The sequence below is a fragment of the Caulobacter sp. KR2-114 genome (assembly GCF_049446115.1).
GTDB lineage: Bacteria > Pseudomonadota > Alphaproteobacteria > Caulobacterales > Caulobacteraceae > Acaudatibacter.
Window position 1 is genome coordinate 399,383 of record NZ_JBMSEC010000005.1, and the last position, 21,223, is coordinate 420,605.

Consider the following 21,223-nt stretch of genomic DNA (forward strand, 5'->3'; position numbering starts at 1 on the left):
CGCCCTCGGGAACTGAAACTCTAGAACTTGCCCTTGAAGGTGAAGCGCCAGGTCCGGCCGATGCTGGGGATGGCCCCGACGTTGGCATAGGTGTCCTGGTCGGGCGTGAAATAGAGCTTGTCGAACAGGTTATCGACGTTGAAGTCGACCTCATATGGTCCCTTGGCCCACAGCAGCGAGGCGTTGACCACGGTGTAGGCCGGATAGGTCACCGCGTTCTGCACCAGGCCCGAGGTCTTCGACGCATAGGTGAAGCCCGCCGTCGCGCCGGCATGGCCCCAGCTGTAGTCGTCGGTGGTGTAGGTGGTGAAGAAGCTGACCACCGAGTGCGGGATCAGCGAGTAGTCGTAGTTGCCGCTGCGGCCCGGCAGGGTCGAGAAGTCGAAGGTGACGAAGGCGCCGCCATAGCCGTTCACCCCGTTCACGCCGACGGTGTAGGTGGGGATGTAGACGAACGAGTGGTCGGGGCCGATCACCTCGGTGCGCTGGCCGTTGCCGGCCAGCGTGAAGCTCAGGTTCTTGGTCGCCACCCAGCGGACCTCGTACTCGAAGCCCTTGCTGCGGGTGCGCTGGACGATGCTGCTGAGGCCCGACAGCTGGGTCCGCTCCTGCTGGTAGAGCGCCAGCGAGCCGATCAGCGTCTTGTTCAGCCACTGGAACTTCACCCCGCCCTCGGTGAGGTTGGAGTCGGTGAGCCAGGCGCCGCTGGCGATGTTGGAGGGCCGCAGGTCGCCCGCCTGCTCGACTTCCAGCGACGCGTTCTCGGCATGGGTGATGTAGGGCATCAACCCCCAGCCCAGCTTGTAGGTGCCGCTGATGGTGTAGGTGAACTTGCCCTTGCTGGCGCTGACCGAGTTCGGCGTCTCGAAGGAATAGACACCCTTGTCGATCGAGGTGGCCCCGTACCAGTCGTAGCGGCCGCCGGCGATGATATCGAGCTTGTCGGCCACGGCGATGTCAGTGGTGAAGAACAGCCCGGTGTCGTGCCAATGGCTGTAGATGTCCGTTTCCCAGCCGACGCCGCTGCCCGGATCGAACGGCGAGGCGAGGATGTCCGTCGGGGTCGCCCCCACGGACAGGTCGCGCCGGTCGAGGGCGATCATGCCGGAGTCGTAGGTCTCCTTCTGGTTGCCCTTGTAGTAGCGCCAGGAAAGGCCGGCGAAGGATTTGGCGACGATGAAGTCGTTGTTGCTGGCCAGCTTGAAGTTGTAGGTCAGCCGCCCTTCGGTGGTCCACGAGTGGTAGTCGGCCGGGAAGCCGTAGCTGACGAAGCGGGCGTTCGACAGCCGGTCGTAGAACCACTGCAGCTTCAGGCTGCTGTCCGGCGAAAGCTCCTTGGCGAGCTCATAGTACAGGGTCTCGGTGTTGGTGCGCGAGAAGTCGGCGTTGCTGACATAGACGTCGTGCGGGCTGAGGGTCGTGGCGCCCACGCCGCTGGTCAGTGGGAAGCGCGCGTCGGTGGTCGGCGTGAAGCCGAAGTACGGCTGATAGATCGCCATGGTGTAGGGGTACTGGCAGTAGCCGGGCAGCTGGACCTCGCACGGGTCGAGGCGGCCATTGCCGTTGCTGTCCGTCAGCGCCGTGTTGCGGCCGGTGATGTAGGTGCGATGGTCGATCAGCGCCTGGGTCAGGCGGTTCCAGCCCGGCGTCTGCACGTCGCCGGTGGAGTGGAAGTACATGCCCATCAGGGCCGTGCTCCAGCCACCGCCCAGGTCGAAGTTCGCCGACACCTCGGCCAGCTGGTGCTTGGGGTGGATGCCCCAGTAGTAGCTGTCGGAATCCTCGACCTCGGCGTAGCCGTAGAGGCCGCCCTGCGCACCGCCCAGATGCAGCGGCGTCCCGCCCTGGGCCGAGAAGTTCTTCTTGCCGTAGTCGCCGGCGACGATGTCCACCTCGCCGGTGGGCTCGCTCAGGTAGGCGCCGGAGTCCTTGGCGGTCTTCGGAATGAAGTTCATCAGGCCGCCGATCTTGCCCGGGCCGTAGATCGGCGCCGGCGGGCCGCGGACGATCTCGATCTGCGCCGCATCGCCGATCGGCGTGGAATAGGTGCCGCGGTTCTCGATCCGCTTGAAGCCCATGAAGTAGTTCTCGGCCAGGGTGCCGCGGATGTTCAGCGAGCCGGGCACGCCGTAGTAGCTGGCCGTATAGGTGCCGGGCGACACCGCCGTCAGCCGGTCGATGGTCTGGATGCCATAGCGCTGCAGCGTGGTGTCGCTGATCAGGCTGGCGGAGCGCGGCGTCTCGATCAGCGGCTTGTCGAGGCCCATGGCGGTGTTGTTCGGCCGGCGCTCCAGCAGGCCCGCCTTGTCGGCGGTGACCACCACCTCACCGACGGTGGAGTCCGCGCTGGACGTTCCGGCGGCTGCGGCGTCGGCCGCGCGCGCCAGGGTGGCGCCGGCCAGGCAGAGGCTGGAAACGCCCGCGAGAAGGAAGAGGTGCTTGGACAATGTGACCCCCGTTGCGGTCCAGCGAGCGCCCGCACAAAGCGGGTATCCCCTTGATCCCTCTGGACTGGAGGCATGCTGGCGCACGGATATTGTGCGGTGCAAAATCGGCGAGTGAAATTTTACATAAAATGTCCGGAACGCGTAATCACCGGTCAGTTGTGGCAGGACGGCGCCCAAGCCGACATCATCGCCGGGGCCGTCCGGACGCCCCCGCGCCGGCTCAGCCGCGGTAGCGTTTGGACGCCGGCGCATCGCTCGCCGAGCCGCCGGTGACCGACCGCTTCACGTTCTCGGAGAACACGCCGAGGATGTTGAGCATGGCGGCATGCGCCGCCTCCGCATCGTGGCGGGTGATGCAGTCGACCACCTCCTGGTGGCGCTCGATCTCGGCCAGCCGTTCGTCCTCGGTATCCTCGACCATCGAATAGACCCAGAAGCGGGCGGCCTTGTGCTGCAGCGGGATGACGATCTGGGCGAGGGTCGGGTTGCGGCTGGCGCGGGCGATCGCGGCGTGGAACTGCTGGTCCATGCCGATCAGCGCGCGGCTGTCGCGCGCCCGGGCCGCCGCCTGCCCGCCCTCGAAGGCGCTGCGCAGGGCGGCGATGTCGTCGGGCGTCGCATGGGTGGCGGCCAGGGCCGCGCAGTGCGGCTCGATCAGCCGCCGCGCCTCGAACGCCTGGCGCACCTCGACCAGGTCCAGCGGCGCCACCGTGGTGCCGGCGCGGGGCTTGCGCACCACAAGCCCCTCCAGCGCCAGCCGGCCCAGGGCGTCGCGCACCCCCGCCAGGCCGGCGCCGTAGCGTCGCACCAGGTCCTGTTCGTCCAGCCGGCTGCCCGGAGGCAGCTCACCCAGGATCACGTCCAGCAGGATCTGTTCGTAGACCTTGGCCTTCTGCAGCTCGGGCGCCCAGCCGGGGACCACCGGCGGCGCCTCGTCGCGGCTCATCAGGCGCATGGACCGCGTCCCGCCGGGCTCGCCATCGGCCATGTTCTTCTCCCTCGCGCAGATTCTGAAATTTCAATTCGACAATTTTAACGCGGATAATAGCATTGATTAAACGCGCGACCTTGCGTCATGCAAGGGTGTCGACGCGCAAAGGTGGTCGTAGCCGCCCCCGGCGCACCAACGGGTTGCATGGCGCAGCTTGGGCCGCAGGCTACGGAACCGGAACGCAACGCAGCTGTTCTGCTACCGAGGGACGCTTTTCGAGCATCCGTCACGGGAAATTCCGAAAATGCGTGTGATGTCGACAATGATCGCCGCAGCGGCGATCGCATTGGGCGCCGGCGGCGCGGCTGTGGCCGGGCCGGTGAGCGACATGGTCAGGGCCGACGCCGCGGCGCCGTCAGGCCAGCTGATCTCGGGCGTCTACTCCGGCCAGCCGGCCGGGATCGAGAAGACCCAGTACTTCTGGGGGGGCCGGCGCTACTGCTGGTATGATGGCGGCTGGCATGGGCCGGGCTGGTACTACTGCGGCTACGCCTGGCGGCGCGGCTGGGGGTGGGGCGGCCCGATCGGCTGGCGCGGCTGGGGCCGTCCCGGCTGGCACGGCGGCTATCATGGCGGATATCACGGCGGCGGCTACCACGGCGGCGGCTGGCATGGCGGCGGCCACGGCGGTGGTGGCGGCTGGCATGGCGGCGACCACGGCGGTGGTGGTGGCTGGCGCGGCGGCGGCGACCACGGCGGCGGCGGCCATGGCCACGATGGTGGCGGCGAGCACCGCGGTCACTGATCAAGGTCCGAACGCCTGAAACGCAAGACGGCGGCCGATCCTCCCGGACCGGCCGCCGCGGGCGTCTGGACGGGCGCGAGCCCTATTCGCGGGTGAAGTTGTCCGGGATCTTGGGCTCGGGCCCAGCCTTGCCCCACAGGATGATCTCGTTGCCCCACGGGTCGGCGAAGGCCCAGTTGTAGCCGTTGAACGTCTCCCAGTAGTGATTGCGCCACAGCACCTTGGCGCCCCGCGCCTCGGCGCGGGCGAGCACGTCGTCGGCGGACTCGTCGTCGCCCAGCAGGATCCAGACCCGCGGCTTGCGGCCGCCCTGGCTCAGCGAGCGGGGTTCGACGCCGGCCGGCTCCGGGTGCGGACGGGCGTTGTCGGCCTTGAAGATACCCAGGTGCAGGTTGCCGATCTCGCTGTCGGAGCCGTCCGGGTTCTTGAACTGACCGCCCGGCACCATGCGGTGGTAGAGGCCCAGCGGGCGGTCGTCGTCGCGCCAGCCGAACACCTCGGAATAGAACCGGCCGGCGGCGGCGGGATCGTCGGACGCCAGGTCGACGAAGATCAGGGTATGCGGCGTGGACATGGGTTCCTCCCGGCCTTGCTGAGGGATGTTGTTGTTTGCGGTGTCAGTTGGCGTATTCGGCCCGCTTGGGCGTGAACACGTCCAGGTTCATCACCGCCTCGTCGCCGACCACGACGCCCCAGTGGCGCGCGTTCGGCGGCACCACCAGCAGCCCGCCGGGGCCCAGGCGGGTGACGGTGTCCTCGATGTGGAAGTCGATCTGGCCGGCCAGGATGTAGACGATCTGCTCGTGCGGATGGTCGTGCGGCCGCGGCTCGTGGCCGGGCTGCAGGCGGTTCATCGACACCGTCGCCCCGTCGCCGGAGAAGGCCTTGCGCTCGACGCCCTCACGCACCGGCTCCCACGGGATGTCGTTCCAGTTGATGCTGTGGATGTCCATCGCCGGTTCCTACTCCGCCGCCAACGTCGTGGGAGCGCCATAGCCTCCGCCGCCGGGGGTTTCCAGCACCACGTGGTCGCCCGGAGCCATGGTGATCTTCTTGCCTTCCGACACCGCCGCGCCGTTGACCAGGAAGCGGCCGGCCGCACCGGGCTCGCCGCCGTCGAGGCCGTCGGGGCCGCGGTCGAGGCGGCTGGGCACCGCGTTCAGCAGCCAGGGCTGGTCGGTGCGCATGTGGAAGGCGATCACCTGGCCGTCGCCGCCGCGGGTGCGGCCCGCGCCGCCCGAGCCCGGGCGCAGCTCGCGCCTGTCGAACACGATCGGCATCGCCGCCTCGAGGATCTCCACCGGCACCGCCGCCACCCCGGTGGGGTAGCAGGTGGCGCTGGGCCCCGGCTTGGTCGCCCGCGCGCCCATGCCGCCGGAGTAGTTGAACATCGACGAGGTGAAGGCCTCGCCGCTGGCCCGCTTGCCCTGGATCTGCACCGTCCACACGGCGCCGGAGCCCTCGGCCAGCACCCGGTCCGGCATCACCTGGTGCAGCGCCTTGAGGATCGGCATCGGCACGAACATGCCCACCACGTGGCGCGCGTTCAGCGGCGACGGGTAGGCGGCGTTGATGATCGAGCCCTCCGGCGCCTTGACCCGGATCGGGGCCAGGGAGCCGAAGTTGTTGGGCTGCTCGGGGTTGAGGCAGCTGCGCACGGCGAAGGTGGAATAGGCGTGGGTGTAGTTCATCACCACGTTGATGCCCATCGGGCTGGCGCCCGAGGAGCCTTCGAAGTCGATCAGCACGTCACCGGCGACGTTGTCGATGGTGACCGCGGTCTTCAGGGTGATGACGTCGCCGCCCGGCACGTCGAACCGGCTCTCGCCGTGCCAGGTGCCGGCCGGCAGGGCGCGGATCGCCCGGCGCGTGGCCTCTTCCGAGCGGTCGATGATCTCGTCGGCCACCGCCTCGATGTCGTTCAGGTTCTGGCGCTTGCACAGCGCGATCAGCCGCTCGCCGCCGGCGCGGCCGCTGGACACCTGGGCCGAGAGGTCGCCGAACACGTGGTCGGGCGTGCGCACGTTGCGGCCGATGATGTCGTGCAGCAGCTTGTTGGGCTCGCCGGCCTCGTAGAGCTTCGAGGGCGGAATCCACAGGCCTTCCTCGTGGATGTCGCGCGCCCCGGCGCCGATGCCGTAGCCGCCGATGTCAGTGTGGTGGATGGTCGAGCCGATGTAGCCGATCAGCCGGCTGTCCCAGTGGATCGGGCACAGCACGGTGATGTCGAAGAAGTGGCCGGCCGACATCCACGGGTCGTTGGTGATCACCACGTCGCCGGGGACCAGCTTGCCGTCGAACAGCTTGTGCAGGGCAAAGCCGGCGGCGGCGAGGGAGTTGATGTGCCCCGGGGTGCCGGTATTGGCCTGGGCCACCATGCGGCCGCGGGCGTCGAACAGGCCGCTGGCCAGGTCGCCGGCCTCGCGCACGATCGGGCTGAAGGCGATGCGCTGCAGGGCCTTGGCCTGTTCGGAGACGATGCCGATCAGGTTGGACCAGAGGATTTCCAGCTCGATGCCGTCGAGCTTCGGATGATTGGCGCCGTCCATGGTTCAGGCCTCCCGCCGCGTGGCGACCACGCAGCCGATGTCGTTCACCACCGCCGTCCAGTCCGGCAGCAGCACAATGGTGGTCTCGCGTTCCTCGATGATCGCCGGCCCCTGCACCACCTGGCCGACGGCCAGACGGTCGCGGTCGTAGACCTTGGCCGGCCCGGCGTCGGGCCACAGCGGGATCAGCCGCTCGGACTTGGCCGCGCCCGGCTCGGTCGGCAGGCGCCCGGCCGCGTCGAAGCTGATGTCCGGCCCTTGGGCGGTGAGACGCCAGGAGACGATCTCGATCGGCACGTGCGAGGGGTTGACCCCGTACTGCGCCAGGTAGGCGTCCTCGAAGGTCTTGCGCAGGGACGCCACGTCGCGGCGCTGGCGAGGATCGTGGTCGAAGATCACCCCGACCTCGTTCTGCTGGCCGAAGTACCGCAGGTCGGCGCCGATCAGCAGCCGCACCGCCTCCGGCGCGCAGCCGGCGTCGGACAGGGCGGCCACGCCCTCGGCTTCCATCTCGCCGACCAGCCGGTCGACCTCCGACCAGTCGAGGTTATCCAGTTCGCCCAGGGCGCTGCGCACCAGGTCGAGCCGCAGCGGGGTCACCAGGGTGCCGAAGGCCGAGAGCACGCTGGCCTGCGGCGGGAAGATCACCGCCGTCGACTGCAGCAGCGCGCCGACGGCGCAGGCATGCACCGGGCCGGCGCCGCCGAAGGCCAGCAGCGGCAGGCCGCGGTGGTCGACGCCGCGGTCAGTGGCGTGGGCGCGGGCGGCGGCGGCCATGGTCTCGGCGACGATGCGGTAGACGCCGCCGGCGGTCTGCTCGGGCGACGTGCCGAGCTGGTCGCCCAGCCGGGCGAAGGCGGCCACCGCGGCGGGGCGGTCCAGCTTCATGTCGCCGCCCAGGAAGTTGTCGCCGTCCAGCAGACCCAGCACCAGGTCGGCGTCGGTGACGGTGGGCTCGGTCCCGCCGCGGCCGTACGAGGCCGGACCCGGTTGCGAGCCGGCGCTGCGCGGGCCGACCTTCAGCAGGCCGAGGTCGTCGACATGGGCGATGGAGCCGCCGCCGGCGCCGATCTCGATCATGTCGATCGACGGGATGGTCAGCGGCATGCCGCTGCCCTCGCAGAAGCGGTACTTGCGGTCGACCTCGAAGCTGCCGGCCACCAGGGGCTTGCGCTCCTCGATCAGGCAGGCCTTGGCGGTGGTGCCGCCCATGTCGAACGACATCAGCCGGTCCAGGCCCAGGCGCTCGGCGTAGAAGGCCGCCGCCAGGGCGCCCGCGGCCGGGCCGCTCTCGATCATCCGCACCGGATTGCGGCCGGCCACCTCGGCGCCGATCACCCCGCCGGACGACAGCATGATCAGCGGCCGGTTCGGCGCGCCGGCGTCGGACAGCCCCTTGGCCAGGCCCTTCAGATAGGGCTCGGTGATCGGGGCGGTGTAGGCGTTGATCGCCGTGGTCGAGGCGCGCGGGTACTCGCGGATCTGCGGCGCCACCGACGACGACAGCGAGACGTAGAGGTCAGGCGCGGCGGCCTTCAGGGCCTCGGCCACGGCCTGTTCGTTGGCCGGGTTGCGGAAGCCGTTGATCAGGCAGACCGCCACCGAGACCACGCCCGCGGCGCGGATCGCCGGGACCAGGGCGGCGACTTCGGCGGCGTCGACGCCGCGCAGCACGGAGCCATCGGCCAGCATGCGTTCGTCGATCTCGAAGGTCAGGGCCCGCGGGATCAGCGGCTCGGCGAACTCGATCTGCGGATCGTACATCTCGTAGCGGTGCTCGTTGCGGATCGACAGCACGTCCGCGAAGCCCTTGGTGATGATAAGGCCGGTCGGCTGGCCGCGCCGCTCGATCAGGGCGTTGGTCACCACGGTGGTGGCGTGCACGACCACGCCATCGACCTCGTCGGCCCGCACGCCGGCCTTGTCCAGCACCAGGTTCACGCCGCGGAAGAAGCCTTCCAGCAGGTCGTGGTGGGTGGTCAGGGTCTTGTCCACCACCAGGGCGCCGTTGTCGCCCTTCAGCACGGCGTCCGTGAAGGTGCCGCCGATATCAATCGCCAGGGAATAGGTCATTGGAACTCACTCACGCCGCACGGGCCCTCCAGCCGAGCCGCCGGGACGCCTCTTCGGCCCCCCGTACGACATCGGCGATCTGATCTTCGGCCGGCTGGGCCGGGATGAATTGACTGGCGCCGACAATGGCGAGCGCGCCCTGCCAGACGCCGCGATGGTCGAACACCGGCGCCGCCAGGGCGTTGACCCCGGTCAGCACCTGATCCTGGGCCGTGGCCCAGCCTTGCCGCCGGACCCGCTCAACCTCGGCGCGCAGGGCGTCGGCGCCCGTCACCGTGGCCGGGGTGAAGGTCTCGCGCGGGGCAGACAGCACCTGGTCCAGCAGGGTCGGCGGGCCGAACGCCAGGGCGATCAGGCCGTGCGCCGAGGCATGGAACTGCAGCCGCGCGCCGGGGCGGATGCCGAACTCCACCAGGGTGCGGCCCTGCAGCATCTCCAGCACCGTCACCTGGCCCTCGACCAGGGCCGAGGCGGTCACCGCCTGGCCGGTGGCTTCGCGCAGGCGGGTCATCTCCGGCCGCATGGCGGTGAGGATGTCGAAGCGGTCGCGGACAGCCTCGCCCAGGGCCAGCAGCTTGACGCCGATCTCGTAGCGCTCGGTCTCGGGATCCTGGCGGACGTAGCCGCGCTGCACCAGCGCCCGCAGGTGGCGGTGGGCGCGGGCCTTGGAGATCGAGAGGTCCCGGGCGATGTCGCTGACGCCGCGCGGCCGCGGCTGGGCCGCGAGCAGTTCCACCAGGTCGAGCACGAGGTCGACCGAGGACAGGCCCGAACCGGCCCCGCCTTCCGCTTCCGTCTCGCTGAGTCCCACCAGCACCCTGCGCCTCCAGACGTTCCACTGAACGGAACATCGTTTCGATTGTGGAGACAAAATTCGCCCGGCCGCTGGAGGTGTCAAGGCGGCCGGGCGCTTCAGTGAGAAATTTTAGTGGGCTGTCCCGCTCACCGGACCGGCGGGCGGGTCCCGTACGCGCAGAGGAAGATGTAGACCGCCTCCTCCACCGAGGATTTCAAGGTCTCCGGGTCGGGCCGGGGGATGATCCCCCACATGCGGCGGTCGAACAGGTCGCCCAGGCAGAGGTTCTTGAACCGCCGCGCCATGCGCAGGGTGTCCCCGGGCTTGAGATGGCCCTGCGCCACCGCCCGCTCGAAATGCGCCTGCAGCCGCAGCTCGCCCCGGTGCGGGCCGGTCTCGTAGAACACGTGGCCGAGTTCCGGAAAGCGCTCGGACTCCGCCACCACCAGGCGGCTGATGGCCATGACTTCGGGCGACAGCACCAGGGAGCACAGCCCCACGCCGATCTCGGTCAGCGCCGACGGGGGGTCATCGCCAAGGTCCGGCATGTGGTCCAGCAGATCGTCGGCCTGTTTGCCGCAGACATCGCGCATGAAGGCGGCGAACAGCTCCTCCTTGGAGCGGAAGTAGTTGTACAGCGTGCCCTTGGAGCCGCCGACCCGCGCCGCGATCGCCGACATCGAGGCGGCCGCATAGCCCTCCTTCAGGAAGATGTCCTTGGCGGTGTCCAGGATCGCCTGGCGCCGGCGGTCGCTCTTCGACAGCGCCTCATGCGCCGCCGCCTCGTCGCCTTCGGTCGCAGGCGGACTGCTGTCAGCAAGTGTCATCATTTCTGACCGTACCGTACGGTTTCCTCTTGACGCTCTCATACTGGGCGGTATGAAACCACGCAAGATCAGAACTGACCGTACCGTACGGTTATTTCAAGTTACGCCGCCAATCCGTCGCACCGACGCCTGGACGGCCAAGAAGAGATCGCTCATGACCGCCTCGCTCCTCCCGCGCCCGAAGGCCGCGCGACGCCTCGTCCTTCCGCTGCTGGCGGCCGCCAGCGCCCTGGCGCTGGGCGCCTGCGTCACCGTGCCGGACGCCGGACCGCGGCCTCAGCCGATGGCCGCCGACAGCCTGGCCACCCAGCGCAGCTTCCAGGCGCCGGCCGCGGACTGGCCGTCCGACCGCTGGTGGGAGGCCTACAAGGATCCGCAGCTGACGGCGCTGATCGACGAGGCGCTGAAGGGCTCGCCCACCCTGGCGCAGGCGCAGGCGCGCCTGAGGCTGGCCGCCGCGCAGGCGCAGCAGGCCAAGGCCGCGGAGCTGCCGCAGGTGACCTTCAACGGCACCGTGACCGAGACCGAGCAGAGCAAGAACCTGGGCTATCCGCCGTTCATCCAGCAGTACCTGCCCAGCGGCTTCAAGGACCAGGGCCGCATCACCCTGGACGCCTCCTACGACCTCGACCTGTTCGGCAAGAACCGCGCGGCCCTCGCCGCGGCCGTGTCCGAGACCGAGGCGGCCAAGGCGGACGCCGCCCAGGCGCGGCTGACCCTGTCCTCGGCCGTGGCGCAGGCCTACGGCGATCTGGCGCGGCTCTATGCCGAGCGCGACGTGGCGGCCGACACCGTGCGCATCCGCCAGGAGACGGCGGACCTGACCAGCCAGCGGGTGCAGAACGGCCTCGATACCCGCGCCGAGCTCGACCAGGCGCTGGCCGCCACCCCGGCCGCGAAGGCCGACCTGGAATCGCTCGACGAACAGATCCTGATCGCCCGCCACCGGCTGGCCGTGCTGCTGGGCGAGGGCCCCGACCGGGGCCTGGACATCAGCCGCCCGCAACCCGGGGCCGTGAAGGCGTTCGGCCTGCCGGAGAACCTCACCGTCAACCTGCTGGGCCGGCGTCCCGACATCGTCGCCGCCCGCCTGAGGGTCGAGGAGGCCGGCAAGCGCATCGACGTGGCCAAGGCCGACTTCTATCCGGACGTCAGCCTGACCGGCTTCATCGGCCAGCAGTCGCTGGGCATCGCCCAGCTGACCGCCGCCGGCTCGGCGATCGGCCAGATCGGCCCGGCCGTGCGCCTGCCGATCTTCGACGGCGGGCGTCTGCGCGGCGCCTATCGCGGCGCGCGGGCCCAGTACGACCTGGCAGTGGCCGACTACGACCAGACCCTGACCCAGGCGCTGCAGGACGTGGCCGACTCCGCCGCCTCAGCCCAGTCGATCCAGCGCCAGCTGGTGCAGCGCCGCGAGGCGCTGGCGGCGAGCGAGAGCGCCTACAAGGTGGCGCGCCTGCGCTACGAGGGCGGGCTGTCGGAATACGTCGCCGTGCTCACCGCCGAGGACGGCCTGATCCAGAACCGCCGCGCCCTGGCGGACCTGGAGGCGCGCGCCTTCACCCTCGACGTCGCCCTGGTCCGCGCCCTGGGCGGCGGCTTCGCCAAGTCCTGATCCCCCAGACATCCACCCCCTCATCCAGGCCAGATCCTCCCCGATCCGCCCCTTCGCGTAACGGAATACCCCGATGGACGCTCGCACCGACGCCAATCCCCCCATCGCCGCCGGCCCGCCCAGCGGCACGACCACCACCATCCCGCCGAAGACCGCGGCCGCCCAGAAGAACGGCTCACGCCGCCGGCGGCTGTTCACCTGGCTGGGGATCGGCGTGGCCGTCGCCGCCGCGATCTGGGGCGCCTATTACGTGCTGGTGGCCTCGCACCACGTCGACACCGACAACGCCTACGTCCAGGCCGACACCGCCGAGATCACCCCCCTGGTCAGCGCCGCCATCCTGACCACGCCCAGCGGCGACACCCAGCCGGTGAAGAAGGGCGACATCCTGGTCACCCTGGATCCGACCGACGCCAAGATCGCCCTGGCCCAGGCGCAGGCGAACCTGGCCCAGGCGGAGCGCCGGGTGCAGGGCTACTTCGCCACCAACGACGCCCAGGCGGCCAACACCGCCGCGCGCAACGCCGACGTGGTGCGCGCCCAGGCCACGGTGGAGAGCGCCCGCGCCGACTTCGAGCGGGCCCGCACCGATCTGACCCGTCGCCAGAACCTCGCCGCCTCGGGCGCGGTGTCCGGCGACGAGCTGACGTCGGCGCAGAACCGCTTCGACCAGGCCAAGGCGGCCCTCGCCTCGGCCGAGGCCGGCGTCGTCCAGGCGCGCGCCAACGTCACCGCCGCCGCCGGCCAGCAGCGCGTCGCCGCCGCCGTGGTCGCCGGCACCACCGTGAGCGACAACCCCGAGGTGGCCGCCGCCCGCGCCAAGGTCGACGCCGCGCAGCTCGACCTCGACCGCACCGTGATCCGTTCGCCGATCGACGGCGTGGTGGCCAAGAACACCACCGAGGTGGGCCAGCATGTCCAGGTCGGCGCGCCGCTGATGAGCATCGTGCCGATCCAGAGCGCCTACGTGGACGCCAACTTCAAGGAAGTGCAGCTGAAGGACGTGCGCATCGGCCAGCCGGTGACCCTGACCAGCGACCTCTACGGCGACGGCGTGAAGTTCCACGGCCGGGTAGTTGGCGTCGCCGGCGGCACCGGCTCGGCCTTCGCCATCATCCCGGCGCAGAACGCCACCGGCAACTGGATCAAGGTGGTGCAGCGCCTGCCGGTGCGGATCGCCCTCGATCCGGCCGAGCTGGCGAAACATCCCCTGCGCGTCGGCCTGTCGATGAAGGCCGACATCGACACCAGCCGCTAGCCCGCGCAGCCCTCCCCGTCCGCCCCTGTCCGATCCAGCCAAGAGGTCGCTTGCATGACCGCCCAGGCCATATCCGCGAGGCCCGCCCAGGCCAGACCCGCCCAGGCCACACCCGGGCAGCCCACGCCGCTCACCGGCGGGACCCTGTGGCTGGCCGGCTTCCTGCTGGCGATCGGCAACTTCATGGTCGTGCTGGACATGACCATTGCCAACGTCTCGGTGCCCAACATCGCCGGCGGGCTGGCGGTCTCGTCCAGCCAGGGCACCTGGGTGATCACCTCCTATTCGGTGGCCGAGGCGATCATGGTGCCGCTGACCGGCTGGCTGGCCGGGCGTTTCGGCACCGTGCGGATGTTCCTCTTCGGCATCACCGGCTTCGGCATCTGCTCGGCCCTCTGCGGCCTGGCCCCCAGCCTGCCGGCGCTGGTGCTGTTCCGGGTGATGCAGGGCCTGTGCGGCGGGCCGATCATGCCGATGTCGCAGACCCTGATGATGAGCATCTTCCCGCCGCAGCAGCGCGGCCAGGCCATGGGCCTGTGGTCGATGACCACCGTGGTCGCGCCGATCGCCGGGCCGATCCTCGGCGGGGTGCTGTGCGACACGGTCGGCTGGGAGTGGATCTTCTTCATCAACGTGCCGGTGGTGGCGGCCTGCGCCTTCTTCGCCTGGCGCCTGCTGACCTCGCAGGAGACCCCGACGGAGAAGCGCAAGGTCGACGTGGTCGGCCTGGGCCTGCTGATCACCTTCGTCGGCGCGCTGCAGATCATGCTCGACAAGGGCAAGGAGCTGGACTGGTTCGGCAGCCCGGTGATCGTCGGCCTGGGCATCGTCTCGGCCGTCGCCTTCGCGGCCTTCCTGATCTGGGAGCTGACCGAGGAGAACCCGATCGTCAACGTGCGGATCTTCCGCCACCGCGGCTTCACCTCGTCGGTGATCACCATCAGCCTGACCTTCGGCTCGTTCTTCGCCTCCATCGTGCTGGTGCCGCTCTGGCTGCAGACCAACATGGGCTACACCGCCACCTGGACCGGCTACGCCACCGCCTGGGGCGGGGTGCTGGCGGTGGTGATGTCGCCGATCGTCGCCCAGCTGATGGGCAAGTTCGACAGCCGCCTGCTGGTCAGTTTCGGGGTGCTGTGGCTGGCCGGGATCGCGGTGATCCGCTCGGGCCTGGCCAGCAACGCCACCTACTGGACCGTGGCCCTGCCGTTCCTGGCCCAGGGCCTGGCGATGCCGTTCTTCTTCATCCCCACCAGCCAGCTGGCGCTGTCGTCGGTCGAGCCGCAGGAGACCGCCTCGGCGGCGGGGCTGTCGAACTTCATGCGCACCATGTCGGCCGCCTTCGCCACCTCGCTGATCACCACGGCCTGGGAGAACACCTCCACCCGCAACCATGCGGACATGGCGGGCATCCTCAACGACCCGATGGGCGTGGTGGCCACCCTGATGAACGGCGGGTTGAGCCATGAGCAGGCGGTGAGCCAGCTGGACGCCCTGACCACCGGACAGGCGGTGATGGCGGCCACCGACCAGATGTTCCTGGTCACCAGCGTGGTGTTCGTGGTCGCCGCGGCCGTGGTCTGGCTGGCCCCCAAGCAGACCGGGCCGATGGCCCCCGGGGGCGGGGGACACTGATCTGCCGACGCGAACCATTACCGCGGCGAAACCTGGCCCAGCGGTTCAAGACCTGACCGTCGCCGTCGGACCACATTGGCGAAATCGTCAGGCCACGTTCGACAGGCAACGATAGCGCGGCGGCGGGCGTTGACCGGATGATGACGAAGAGGATGACGATCATGGCCGAGCCCGATACCGACCGCGGCGCCCCGGATCTGGCGGAGATCGCCGCCTGGCGCGCGCGTCGCCCGCACGGGCGCGAGCCGATGGCCGCCACCGCCCTGACCGCCGGCAGCGCCGCCGCCTTCTTCATCCTGGCCGTCAGCGTGATCAGCGCCGTGGTGGTCTACTACCAGGGCCACTGACGCCGGGCCGGCAAGGCCGCTGAAAGCCCCCGGCTTGCGAAGCGGGTTTCCAATCGCCACCTAGGGGTCAAGCCGTACGGCGTCGCCTGATTGGGGCGCCGGGCGGCGGAGTCGCTTCACCTGGGGCTCGCGATGAACCGTACGCTTCTCTTCGACAGCCCCTTCCTGCTGGGCTTCGACCACACCCGAAACCTGATCGAGCGCGCCGCCAAGGCCGCCAACGAAGGCTACCCGCCCTACAATGTCGAGGACGCGGGGGATGGCCGGATCCGCATCACCCTGGCCGTGGCCGGCTTCACGCCGGACCAGCTGTCGGTGACCGTCGACGACAACCAGTTGACCGTCATCGGCAAGCGCGACGCCGAGGCGTCCAGCTCTCCCGAGCGGGCGTATCTGCATCGCGGCATCGCCGCCCGCGGGTTCGTCAGGACCTTCGTGCTGGCCGACGGGATGGTGGTGGAAGGCGCGCTTCTGGAGCATGGCCTCCTGCACATCGACGCGGTCCGGCCCGAGCCGGCCCACGTCGTGCGCCAGGTGCCGATCCGGACGGCCGGCTGAACCGGCGGCTCTTGCATGCGTTGGGTATTTTCAGGAGGTGGTCGTAATGACACCCGTTCTCTCTACTGAAGCTTTCGCCAATCTGGGCGCGCCGGACCTTGTCTATGTTCGCCCGATCAAGGCCGCCGAAATCCTCGCCGACACCTCGGTGGAAGAGATTCGAAGCTTCTCGCTCGACCCGGACCAGATTCTCTATGCCGTGCACCGCGCGGACGGCGAACGCCTGGCCGTGATGACCGACAAGGACTCCGCCGTCGCCGCCGCCCTGGCGCACGAGCTCGCGCCGGTGTCGGTCCACTAGCCCGACGGCGCCAGATCGCCGGCGCGCGAGCCCCGCAGGCCGGCGGCTCGCGCGCCGCGCTCACTTTCAGATGAAAGCTCTGTAAGGTTCACACCTCCGGCGGTGGTGATATGGCTGCGGGCTCACCGTCCGGAGTCGTCCATGGTCCGCCTCGCCGCCGCAGCCGCCGCCCTCGCCCTGACCCTCGCCGGCGCGGCCGCCCAGGCGGCCACCGCCGTCCCGCCGATCGCCTTCAAGGAACGGGTGCTGCCCAACGGGCTGAAGCTCTACACCTCGATCGACCGCACCACGCCGAACGTCACCGTCCAGGTCTGGTACGGGGTCGGGTCCAAGGACGACCCGGCCGGGCGCTCCGGCTTCGCCCACCTGTTCGAGCACATGATGTTCAAGGCCACCCGCGACCTGCCGGCCGAGAGCTTCGACCGCCTGACCGAGGACGTCGGCGGCTCCAACAACGCCTTCACCGCCGACGACACCACCGCCTACCACGAAGTGATCCCGGCCAATCACCTGCAACGGCTGATCTGGGCCGAGGCCGAGCGCATGGGCTCGCTGGTGGTGGACCAGGACAACTTCATCTCCGAGCGCAAGGTCGTCGAGGAGGAGCTGCGCCAGCGGGTGCTGGCCGACCCCTATGGCCGCTTCTTCCGGCTGTCGATCCCGCAGCACTCGTTCACCGTCCACCCGTACAAGCGCCCCGGCATCGGCTCGATCGAGGACCTGGAGGCCTCGACGCTGGACGACGTGCGCGCCTTCCACGCCACCTACTACCGGCCGGACGACGCCGCCCTGATCGTGATCGGCAATTTCGACGAGGCGCAGCTGAACGCCTGGGTCGACCAGTACTTCGGCGCCATCAAGACCCCGGCGACACCCATCCCGCACGTCACCGCCGTGGAGCCGCCGCGCAGCGGCGGGCCGAAGACCTACACCGACTACGGGCCGAACGTGCCGCTGCCGGCCTTCGCGATCACCTGGCTGGCCCCCTCGGCCAGCGACCCCGACGCCCCCGCGCTGAACGTGCTGGACGCCATCCTCACCGGCGGCAAGTCCTCGCGGCTGTACACGTCCATGGTCTACCAGCAGCAGTCGGCCGCGGAGGTGTTCTCCAACGCCGACCTGCGCGCCCAGCCGGGGCTGTTCTACGTCGGCGCGGTGATGGCCGGCGGCAAGTCGCTGGATGACGGCCAGGCGGCCGTGCTGGCCCAGCTGGCGGCGATCCGCGACAAGGGCGTCAGCGAGGCCGAACTGGCCACCGCCAAGATCCAGCTCACCGCCGCCGCCGTGCGCCGGCGCGAGACCATCGAAGGCCGGGCGTTCGAACTGGGCAACGCCCTGCGCGAAGAGGGCGACGCCGCCCGCGCCAACACCGACATCGCCGCCCTGAACGCCGTCACCGCCGAGGATGTCCGGCGGGTGGCGCAGAAATACCTGGCCGACGACAGCCGGGTGGTGATCCGCTACCGGCCGGAGTCCGACCGCCCCGCCAACGAGCCCGCCCCGGCGCCGACACACGTCGAGGCCACGCCGTCCAGGCCGTTCACCGGCGAAGTCGCCGCCCTCGCGCCGGAAGGCCAGCGCCAGGCGCCGCCGCCGATCGGCGCGCCGGTCCCCTCCACCCTGCCGACCGCGGCCGAACGCACCCTGCCCAACGGATTGAGGGTGATCGTCGCCAAATCCAGCGACCTGCCGCTGATCACCGCCCAGCTGAGCATCCGCTCGGGCGCCAACGTCGATCCCAAGGGCCTGGCCGGCGACGCCGACCTCACCGCCGCCCTGGCGGACGAGGGCACCGCCACCCGCTCGGCCCCGCAGATCGCCGCCCAGGTCGAGGCGCTCGGCGCCGACCTGCAGACCGGCTCGGGCTGGGAGTCCTCGAACGTCACCCTCAGCGCCCTGCCCGACACCATCGTCCCGGCCATGGCCATCATGGCCGACGTGGCGGAGAACCCGGTGTTCGCGCCCGACGACCTGGAGCGGGTGCGCAAACAGGATCTCGACGGCCTGGCCGTCACCTACCATCAGCCGGGCGGCCTCTCCGGCGCCCTGACCGCGCCCGTGGTGTTCGCCGGCACCGCCTTCGGCCACGCCGCGGACGGCACCCCCGGCTCCCTGGCCCGGATCACCCGCGCCGACGTGGTCGGCCTGCACCGGACCTACTGGCGACCGGACAACGCCATCCTGGTGCTGACCGGCGACCTGACCCCCGAACAGGGCTTCGCCCTGGCGCAGACCGCGTTCGGCGGCTGGGCGCGCCCGGCCTCGCCCCCGCCCGCGCCGGTCGAGGCGCATCCCACCGCCCCGCCGCGCGCGATCGCCGTGGACCTGCCCGGCGCGGGCCAGGCCTCGGTGGTGATGGTCAAGACCTCGGTCCCGCGCGCCGATCCCCGCTACTACCAGGGGCTGGTGGCCAACGCGGTGCTCGGCGGCGGCTATTCGGCGCGGTTGAACGAGGAGATCCGCATCAAGCGCGGTCTCAGCTACGGGGCCGGGTCTCGGTTCACGCCGCGCATGACGCTGGGCTCCTTCTCCGCCTCGGCCCAGACCAAGAACGAGTCCGCCGGCGATGTGGTCGGTCTGCTGCGCACCACCACCGCGGGGCTGGCCAGCACGCCGCCGACCGCCGACGAACTGGCGGCGCGCAAGTCGGCCCTGGTCGGCGAGTACGGCCGCAACCTGGCCACCAGCGGCGGCCTGGCCGGCACACTCGGCAACCTGGCGATCTACGGCATCGATCTGAACGAGGTGAAGGTCTACACCGACCGGGTGAACGGCGTGACCGCCGCCCAGGTGGCCGACTTCGCTCGCGAGCAGTTCGATCCCGCCCACGCCAGCTTCATCGTCGTCGGCGACGCCAAGGTGTTCGCCGGTCCGCTGAAGGCCGCCCTGCCGGACGCCGAACTGATCCCGGTCGACAAGCTCGACCTTGACAGCCCCACGCTGAAGACGGCGCCCTGACGGCAGGAGGCCCGGCCGCATGCGCCTGCACAAGCTCAACACGCAGTTCGGCTGGAAGCCGACAAGGCCACCCTATCGCCGGCTGACCGCCGACCAGGCGCGCCAGTACGACGAACAGGGTTACTTCCTGCTGGAGAACGCCTTCTCGGCCGAGGAACTGGCCGAGGTGCGCGCGGCCATCGATCCGCTGGAGGCGGCCTACGAGGCGCTGCTGCGCGAGAAGCACGGCGGACGGCAGTTCATCAACAAGGCCGACGCCATCACCTTCACCGTGCACCTGGTGGCGCGCTCGGCAGCGCTGAAGGCGTTCAGCCGGCATCCCGTCTTCAGTGACCTCTGCCACGACATCATGGGTCCGGGCGCGCGGCTCTATTGGGACCAGGCGGTCTACAAGAAGCCGGGCAATCCCGAGGAATTCCCCTGGCACCAGGACAACGGCTACACCTTCATGCAGCCGCAGCAGTACCTGACCTGCTGGGTTCCGCTGAACGACGCCACGCTGGAGAATGGCTGTCCCTGGGTGGCGCCCGGCCTGCACCGGCTCGGCACCCTGGCGCATGAGCCGTGCCCGCTCGGCATCCGCTGCGTGGACGAGCCGTCCGAGACCGTGGCCGTGCCCGCCAGGGCGGGCGACGTGGTGGTGTTCTCGTCCCTCACCCCGCACCGCACCGGGCCGAACCTGACCGCCGAGACCCGCCGCTCGTACATCCTGCAGTACGCCCCGGACGGCGTCGTCGCCTACGATCCGTTCAACGGCGAGACGCGCGCCGCCAACGATCCGCAGCGGCAGTACTACGTGGACGCCTGAGCGCCCGCCTACCCCGCCCGCTCCGTCCAGCCGTCGAGATCGCGTTCCAGGCCCATGTAGGCCAGCCCCGAGGCGATCGACACCAGCTCGCCGCCGCCTTCCAGCTTGGCCTCGCCGAAACGCTCGGCGAACAGCCGCCGCACCGCCGGCACGAAGGACGAGCCGCCGGTGAGGAACACCCGGTCCACCGCCTCCGGCCTCAGGCCCGCCGTCGCCAGGACCTGGTCCACCGCCCCCTCGATCGCGGTCAGCTCAGGCGTGATCCAGGCCTCGAAGTCGGCGCGGCGCACCGACTTTTCGATGTGGATGTCGCCGGCCTCGAACAGGAAGGTCGCGGTCTCGGCGGCAGAGAGGCTCTCCTTCAGCCGCGAGACCGACTGGTAGAGGCGGTAGCCGTGGTTGTCGTCCAGCAGTTCCACCAGCCGCTCGATCTTGAACTTGTCGACGGCGGTGCGCCTCAGGCCGCGGATGTCGCGCATGTCCCGCGAGGCGCGCAGCAGGGCCAGCTGTTCCCAGCGGGCGAAGGCGGTGAAGTAGCGGTTGGGGATCGGCGCCACGTTGTCGAACGTGCGGTAGCTGGTGCCCTTGCCCAACTCCGGCGAGACCAGATGGTCGATGATCCGGTAGTCGAAGGCGTCGCCGGCCAGGCCGACGCCGGAATTGGCCAGGGCCTGGGACTGGATCTCGCCGCCCCTGCGGGTGAAGCGCACCAGCGAGAAGTCCGAGGTGCCGCCGCCGAAGTCGGCCACCAGCACCGTGGCGTCCGCCTTGAGCTTGCGGGCGAAGAAGAAGGCCGCGGCCACCGGCTCGTAGGCGTAGCGGATGTCGCTGAACCCCAGGCGCTCGAAGGCGGTCTGGTAGCGCGCCACCGCCAGCGCCGGATCCGGCCGCTGGCCGGCGAAGTTCACCGGGCGGCCAACGATCGCCGTGGCGGGCATCTCGTCCAGCGCCCCGCCGGCGTGGGCGCGCAGCCGCAGCAGGAAGGTCGAGAGCAGGTCCTCGAACCGGTAACGCCGGCCCAGCACCTCGGTGTCCTGGAACAGGGGGCTGGCCGCATAGCTCTTGAACGACTGGATGAACCGCGTCTCCAGCGGCTCCTCGACATAGGCCTCGATGGCCCAGGGGCCGGCCTCCACGACCCGCTGCGACGGCGCCTGCGGATCGCTGTGGAAGCTCAGCGCCGAGCGGAAGGCGACGATCTCAGCCCCGTCGTTGGGGAAGACGATCAGATGCGCCGCGCCGTCGGCGTCGGTGGTGGAAATGACGGTGTTGGTGGTCCCGAAATCGATACCGATCGCGCCGCGCGAAGGCATGG

18 protein-coding genes are annotated in these 21,223 nt (G+C 70.1%); 9 read left to right on the forward strand and 9 right to left on the reverse strand.

Annotation, left to right across the window (positions count from 1 at the left end; all coding sequences use genetic code 11):
• Nucleotides 1-20 precede the first annotated feature (20 nt).
• On the reverse strand, nt 21-2,447 hold the full coding sequence (locus ACO2Q3_RS19555; protein ID WP_423309638.1) for a TonB-dependent siderophore receptor: 2,427 nt from the start codon (nt 2,445-2,447) through the stop codon (nt 21-23).
• Between the two features lie 220 nt (nt 2,448-2,667).
• Nucleotides 2,668-3,402, reverse strand: coding sequence for a GntR family transcriptional regulator (locus tag ACO2Q3_RS19560; RefSeq protein WP_423309737.1), 735 nt, complete (start codon nt 3,400-3,402; stop codon nt 2,668-2,670).
• A gap of 289 nt (nt 3,403-3,691) precedes the next feature.
• On the opposite strand from ACO2Q3_RS19560, the gene ACO2Q3_RS19565 reads away from it, so the two are divergent.
• The gene (locus ACO2Q3_RS19565; RefSeq protein ID WP_423309639.1) at nt 3,692-4,183 is read left to right on the forward strand and encodes a hypothetical protein; all 492 of its coding nucleotides are present in this window, start codon (nt 3,692-3,694) and stop codon (nt 4,181-4,183) included.
• Nucleotides 4,184-4,265: 82 nt separating this feature from the next.
• Here the strand turns inward: ACO2Q3_RS19565 and ACO2Q3_RS19570 are convergent, their stop codons facing one another.
• From ACO2Q3_RS19570 to ACO2Q3_RS19595, 6 genes are all read right to left on the reverse strand, one after another.
• Entirely contained in the window at nt 4,266-4,757 is a 492-nt protein-coding gene (locus tag ACO2Q3_RS19570) for a VOC family protein (protein WP_423309641.1), read from the reverse strand.
• A 43-nt stretch (nt 4,758-4,800) separates the two neighbouring features.
• Nucleotides 4,801-5,136, reverse strand: a complete 336-nt coding sequence (locus ACO2Q3_RS19575; RefSeq protein ID WP_423309642.1) for a cupin domain-containing protein — start codon at nt 5,134-5,136, stop codon at nt 4,801-4,803.
• A 9-nt stretch (nt 5,137-5,145) separates the two neighbouring features.
• Nucleotides 5,146-6,732 carry a hydantoinase B/oxoprolinase family protein gene (locus tag ACO2Q3_RS19580; protein WP_423309643.1) on the reverse strand — a complete coding sequence of 529 codons (1,587 nt, stop codon included), beginning with the start codon at nt 6,730-6,732 and terminating at the stop codon, nt 5,146-5,148.
• A gap of 3 nt (nt 6,733-6,735) precedes the next feature.
• Nucleotides 6,736-8,805, reverse strand: a complete 2,070-nt coding sequence (locus ACO2Q3_RS19585; RefSeq protein WP_423309644.1) for a hydantoinase/oxoprolinase family protein — start codon at nt 8,803-8,805, stop codon at nt 6,736-6,738.
• A gap of 10 nt (nt 8,806-8,815) precedes the next feature.
• Nucleotides 8,816-9,622, reverse strand: coding sequence for an IclR family transcriptional regulator (locus ACO2Q3_RS19590; RefSeq protein ID WP_423309646.1), 807 nt, complete (start codon nt 9,620-9,622; stop codon nt 8,816-8,818).
• Between the two features lie 125 nt (nt 9,623-9,747).
• Nucleotides 9,748-10,431 carry a TetR/AcrR family transcriptional regulator gene (locus tag ACO2Q3_RS19595; protein WP_423309647.1) on the reverse strand — a complete coding sequence of 228 codons (684 nt, stop codon included), beginning with the start codon at nt 10,429-10,431 and terminating at the stop codon, nt 9,748-9,750.
• A 151-nt stretch (nt 10,432-10,582) separates the two neighbouring features.
• Here ACO2Q3_RS19595 and ACO2Q3_RS19600 point away from each other — a divergent pair, with 151 nt between their 5' ends.
• The 8 genes from ACO2Q3_RS19600 (at nt 10,583) to ACO2Q3_RS19635 (ending at nt 19,908) form a co-directional block, all read left to right on the forward strand.
• The gene (locus ACO2Q3_RS19600; RefSeq protein WP_423309648.1) at nt 10,583-12,043 is read left to right on the forward strand and encodes an efflux transporter outer membrane subunit; all 1,461 of its coding nucleotides are present in this window, start codon (nt 10,583-10,585) and stop codon (nt 12,041-12,043) included.
• A gap of 73 nt (nt 12,044-12,116) precedes the next feature.
• A complete protein-coding gene (locus ACO2Q3_RS19605; RefSeq protein WP_423309650.1) occupies nt 12,117-13,301 on the forward strand; it encodes an HlyD family efflux transporter periplasmic adaptor subunit in 1,185 nt (394 codons plus the stop codon).
• Between the two features lie 54 nt (nt 13,302-13,355).
• Nucleotides 13,356-14,936, forward strand: a complete 1,581-nt coding sequence (locus ACO2Q3_RS19610) for a DHA2 family efflux MFS transporter permease subunit (protein ID WP_423309651.1) — start codon at nt 13,356-13,358, stop codon at nt 14,934-14,936.
• Nucleotides 14,937-15,097: 161 nt separating this feature from the next.
• Nucleotides 15,098-15,283: a hypothetical protein gene (locus ACO2Q3_RS19615; RefSeq protein WP_423309653.1), complete on the forward strand. Its 186-nt coding sequence runs from the start codon at nt 15,098-15,100 to the stop codon at nt 15,281-15,283.
• A 132-nt stretch (nt 15,284-15,415) separates the two neighbouring features.
• Nucleotides 15,416-15,841 (forward strand): Hsp20 family protein, encoded by a 426-nt coding sequence (locus tag ACO2Q3_RS19620; protein WP_423309654.1) that lies wholly within the window; start codon nt 15,416-15,418, stop codon nt 15,839-15,841.
• 46 nt (nt 15,842-15,887) lie between these two features.
• Nucleotides 15,888-16,142 (forward strand): DUF1150 family protein, encoded by a 255-nt coding sequence (locus ACO2Q3_RS19625; RefSeq protein WP_423309655.1) that lies wholly within the window; start codon nt 15,888-15,890, stop codon nt 16,140-16,142.
• Between the two features lie 141 nt (nt 16,143-16,283).
• Nucleotides 16,284-19,100: a M16 family metallopeptidase gene (locus ACO2Q3_RS19630; RefSeq protein ID WP_423309657.1), complete on the forward strand. Its 2,817-nt coding sequence runs from the start codon at nt 16,284-16,286 to the stop codon at nt 19,098-19,100.
• Nucleotides 19,101-19,119: 19 nt separating this feature from the next.
• Nucleotides 19,120-19,908, forward strand: coding sequence for a phytanoyl-CoA dioxygenase family protein (locus tag ACO2Q3_RS19635; RefSeq protein ID WP_423309658.1), 789 nt, complete (start codon nt 19,120-19,122; stop codon nt 19,906-19,908).
• Between the two features lie 8 nt (nt 19,909-19,916).
• Here the strand turns inward: ACO2Q3_RS19635 and ACO2Q3_RS19640 are convergent, their stop codons facing one another.
• A complete protein-coding gene (locus ACO2Q3_RS19640) occupies nt 19,917-21,221 on the reverse strand; it encodes an Hsp70 family protein (RefSeq protein ID WP_423309660.1) in 1,305 nt (434 codons plus the stop codon).
• Nucleotides 21,222-21,223 lie beyond the last annotated feature (2 nt).

Coding starts and splice junctions, on each gene's coding strand:
- ACO2Q3_RS19585 (WP_423309644.1), bottom strand. CDS start 8,805: ATGACCTATTCCCTGGCGATTGATATCGGCGGCACCTTCACGGACGCC.
- ACO2Q3_RS19625 (WP_423309655.1), top strand. CDS start 15,888: ATGACACCCGTTCTCTCTACTGAAGCTTTCGCCAATCTGGGCGCGCCG.
- ACO2Q3_RS19620 (WP_423309654.1), top strand. CDS start 15,416: ATGAACCGTACGCTTCTCTTCGACAGCCCCTTCCTGCTGGGCTTCGAC.
- ACO2Q3_RS19580 (WP_423309643.1), bottom strand. CDS start 6,732: ATGGACGGCGCCAATCATCCGAAGCTCGACGGCATCGAGCTGGAAATC.
- ACO2Q3_RS19600 (WP_423309648.1), top strand. CDS start 10,583: ATGACCGCCTCGCTCCTCCCGCGCCCGAAGGCCGCGCGACGCCTCGTC.
- ACO2Q3_RS19640 (WP_423309660.1), bottom strand. CDS start 21,221: ATGCCTTCGCGCGGCGCGATCGGTATCGATTTCGGGACCACCAACACC.
- ACO2Q3_RS19560 (WP_423309737.1), bottom strand. CDS start 3,402: ATGCGCCTGATGAGCCGCGACGAGGCGCCGCCGGTGGTCCCCGGCTGG.
- ACO2Q3_RS19615 (WP_423309653.1), top strand. CDS start 15,098: ATGGCCGAGCCCGATACCGACCGCGGCGCCCCGGATCTGGCGGAGATC.
- ACO2Q3_RS19565 (WP_423309639.1), top strand. CDS start 3,692: ATGTCGACAATGATCGCCGCAGCGGCGATCGCATTGGGCGCCGGCGGC.
- ACO2Q3_RS19570 (WP_423309641.1), bottom strand. CDS start 4,757: ATGTCCACGCCGCATACCCTGATCTTCGTCGACCTGGCGTCCGACGAT.
- ACO2Q3_RS19605 (WP_423309650.1), top strand. CDS start 12,117: ATGGACGCTCGCACCGACGCCAATCCCCCCATCGCCGCCGGCCCGCCC.
- ACO2Q3_RS19630 (WP_423309657.1), top strand. CDS start 16,284: ATGGTCCGCCTCGCCGCCGCAGCCGCCGCCCTCGCCCTGACCCTCGCC.
- ACO2Q3_RS19610 (WP_423309651.1), top strand. CDS start 13,356: ATGACCGCCCAGGCCATATCCGCGAGGCCCGCCCAGGCCAGACCCGCC.
- ACO2Q3_RS19575 (WP_423309642.1), bottom strand. CDS start 5,136: ATGGACATCCACAGCATCAACTGGAACGACATCCCGTGGGAGCCGGTG.
- ACO2Q3_RS19595 (WP_423309647.1), bottom strand. CDS start 10,431: ATGATGACACTTGCTGACAGCAGTCCGCCTGCGACCGAAGGCGACGAG.
- ACO2Q3_RS19635 (WP_423309658.1), top strand. CDS start 19,120: ATGCGCCTGCACAAGCTCAACACGCAGTTCGGCTGGAAGCCGACAAGG.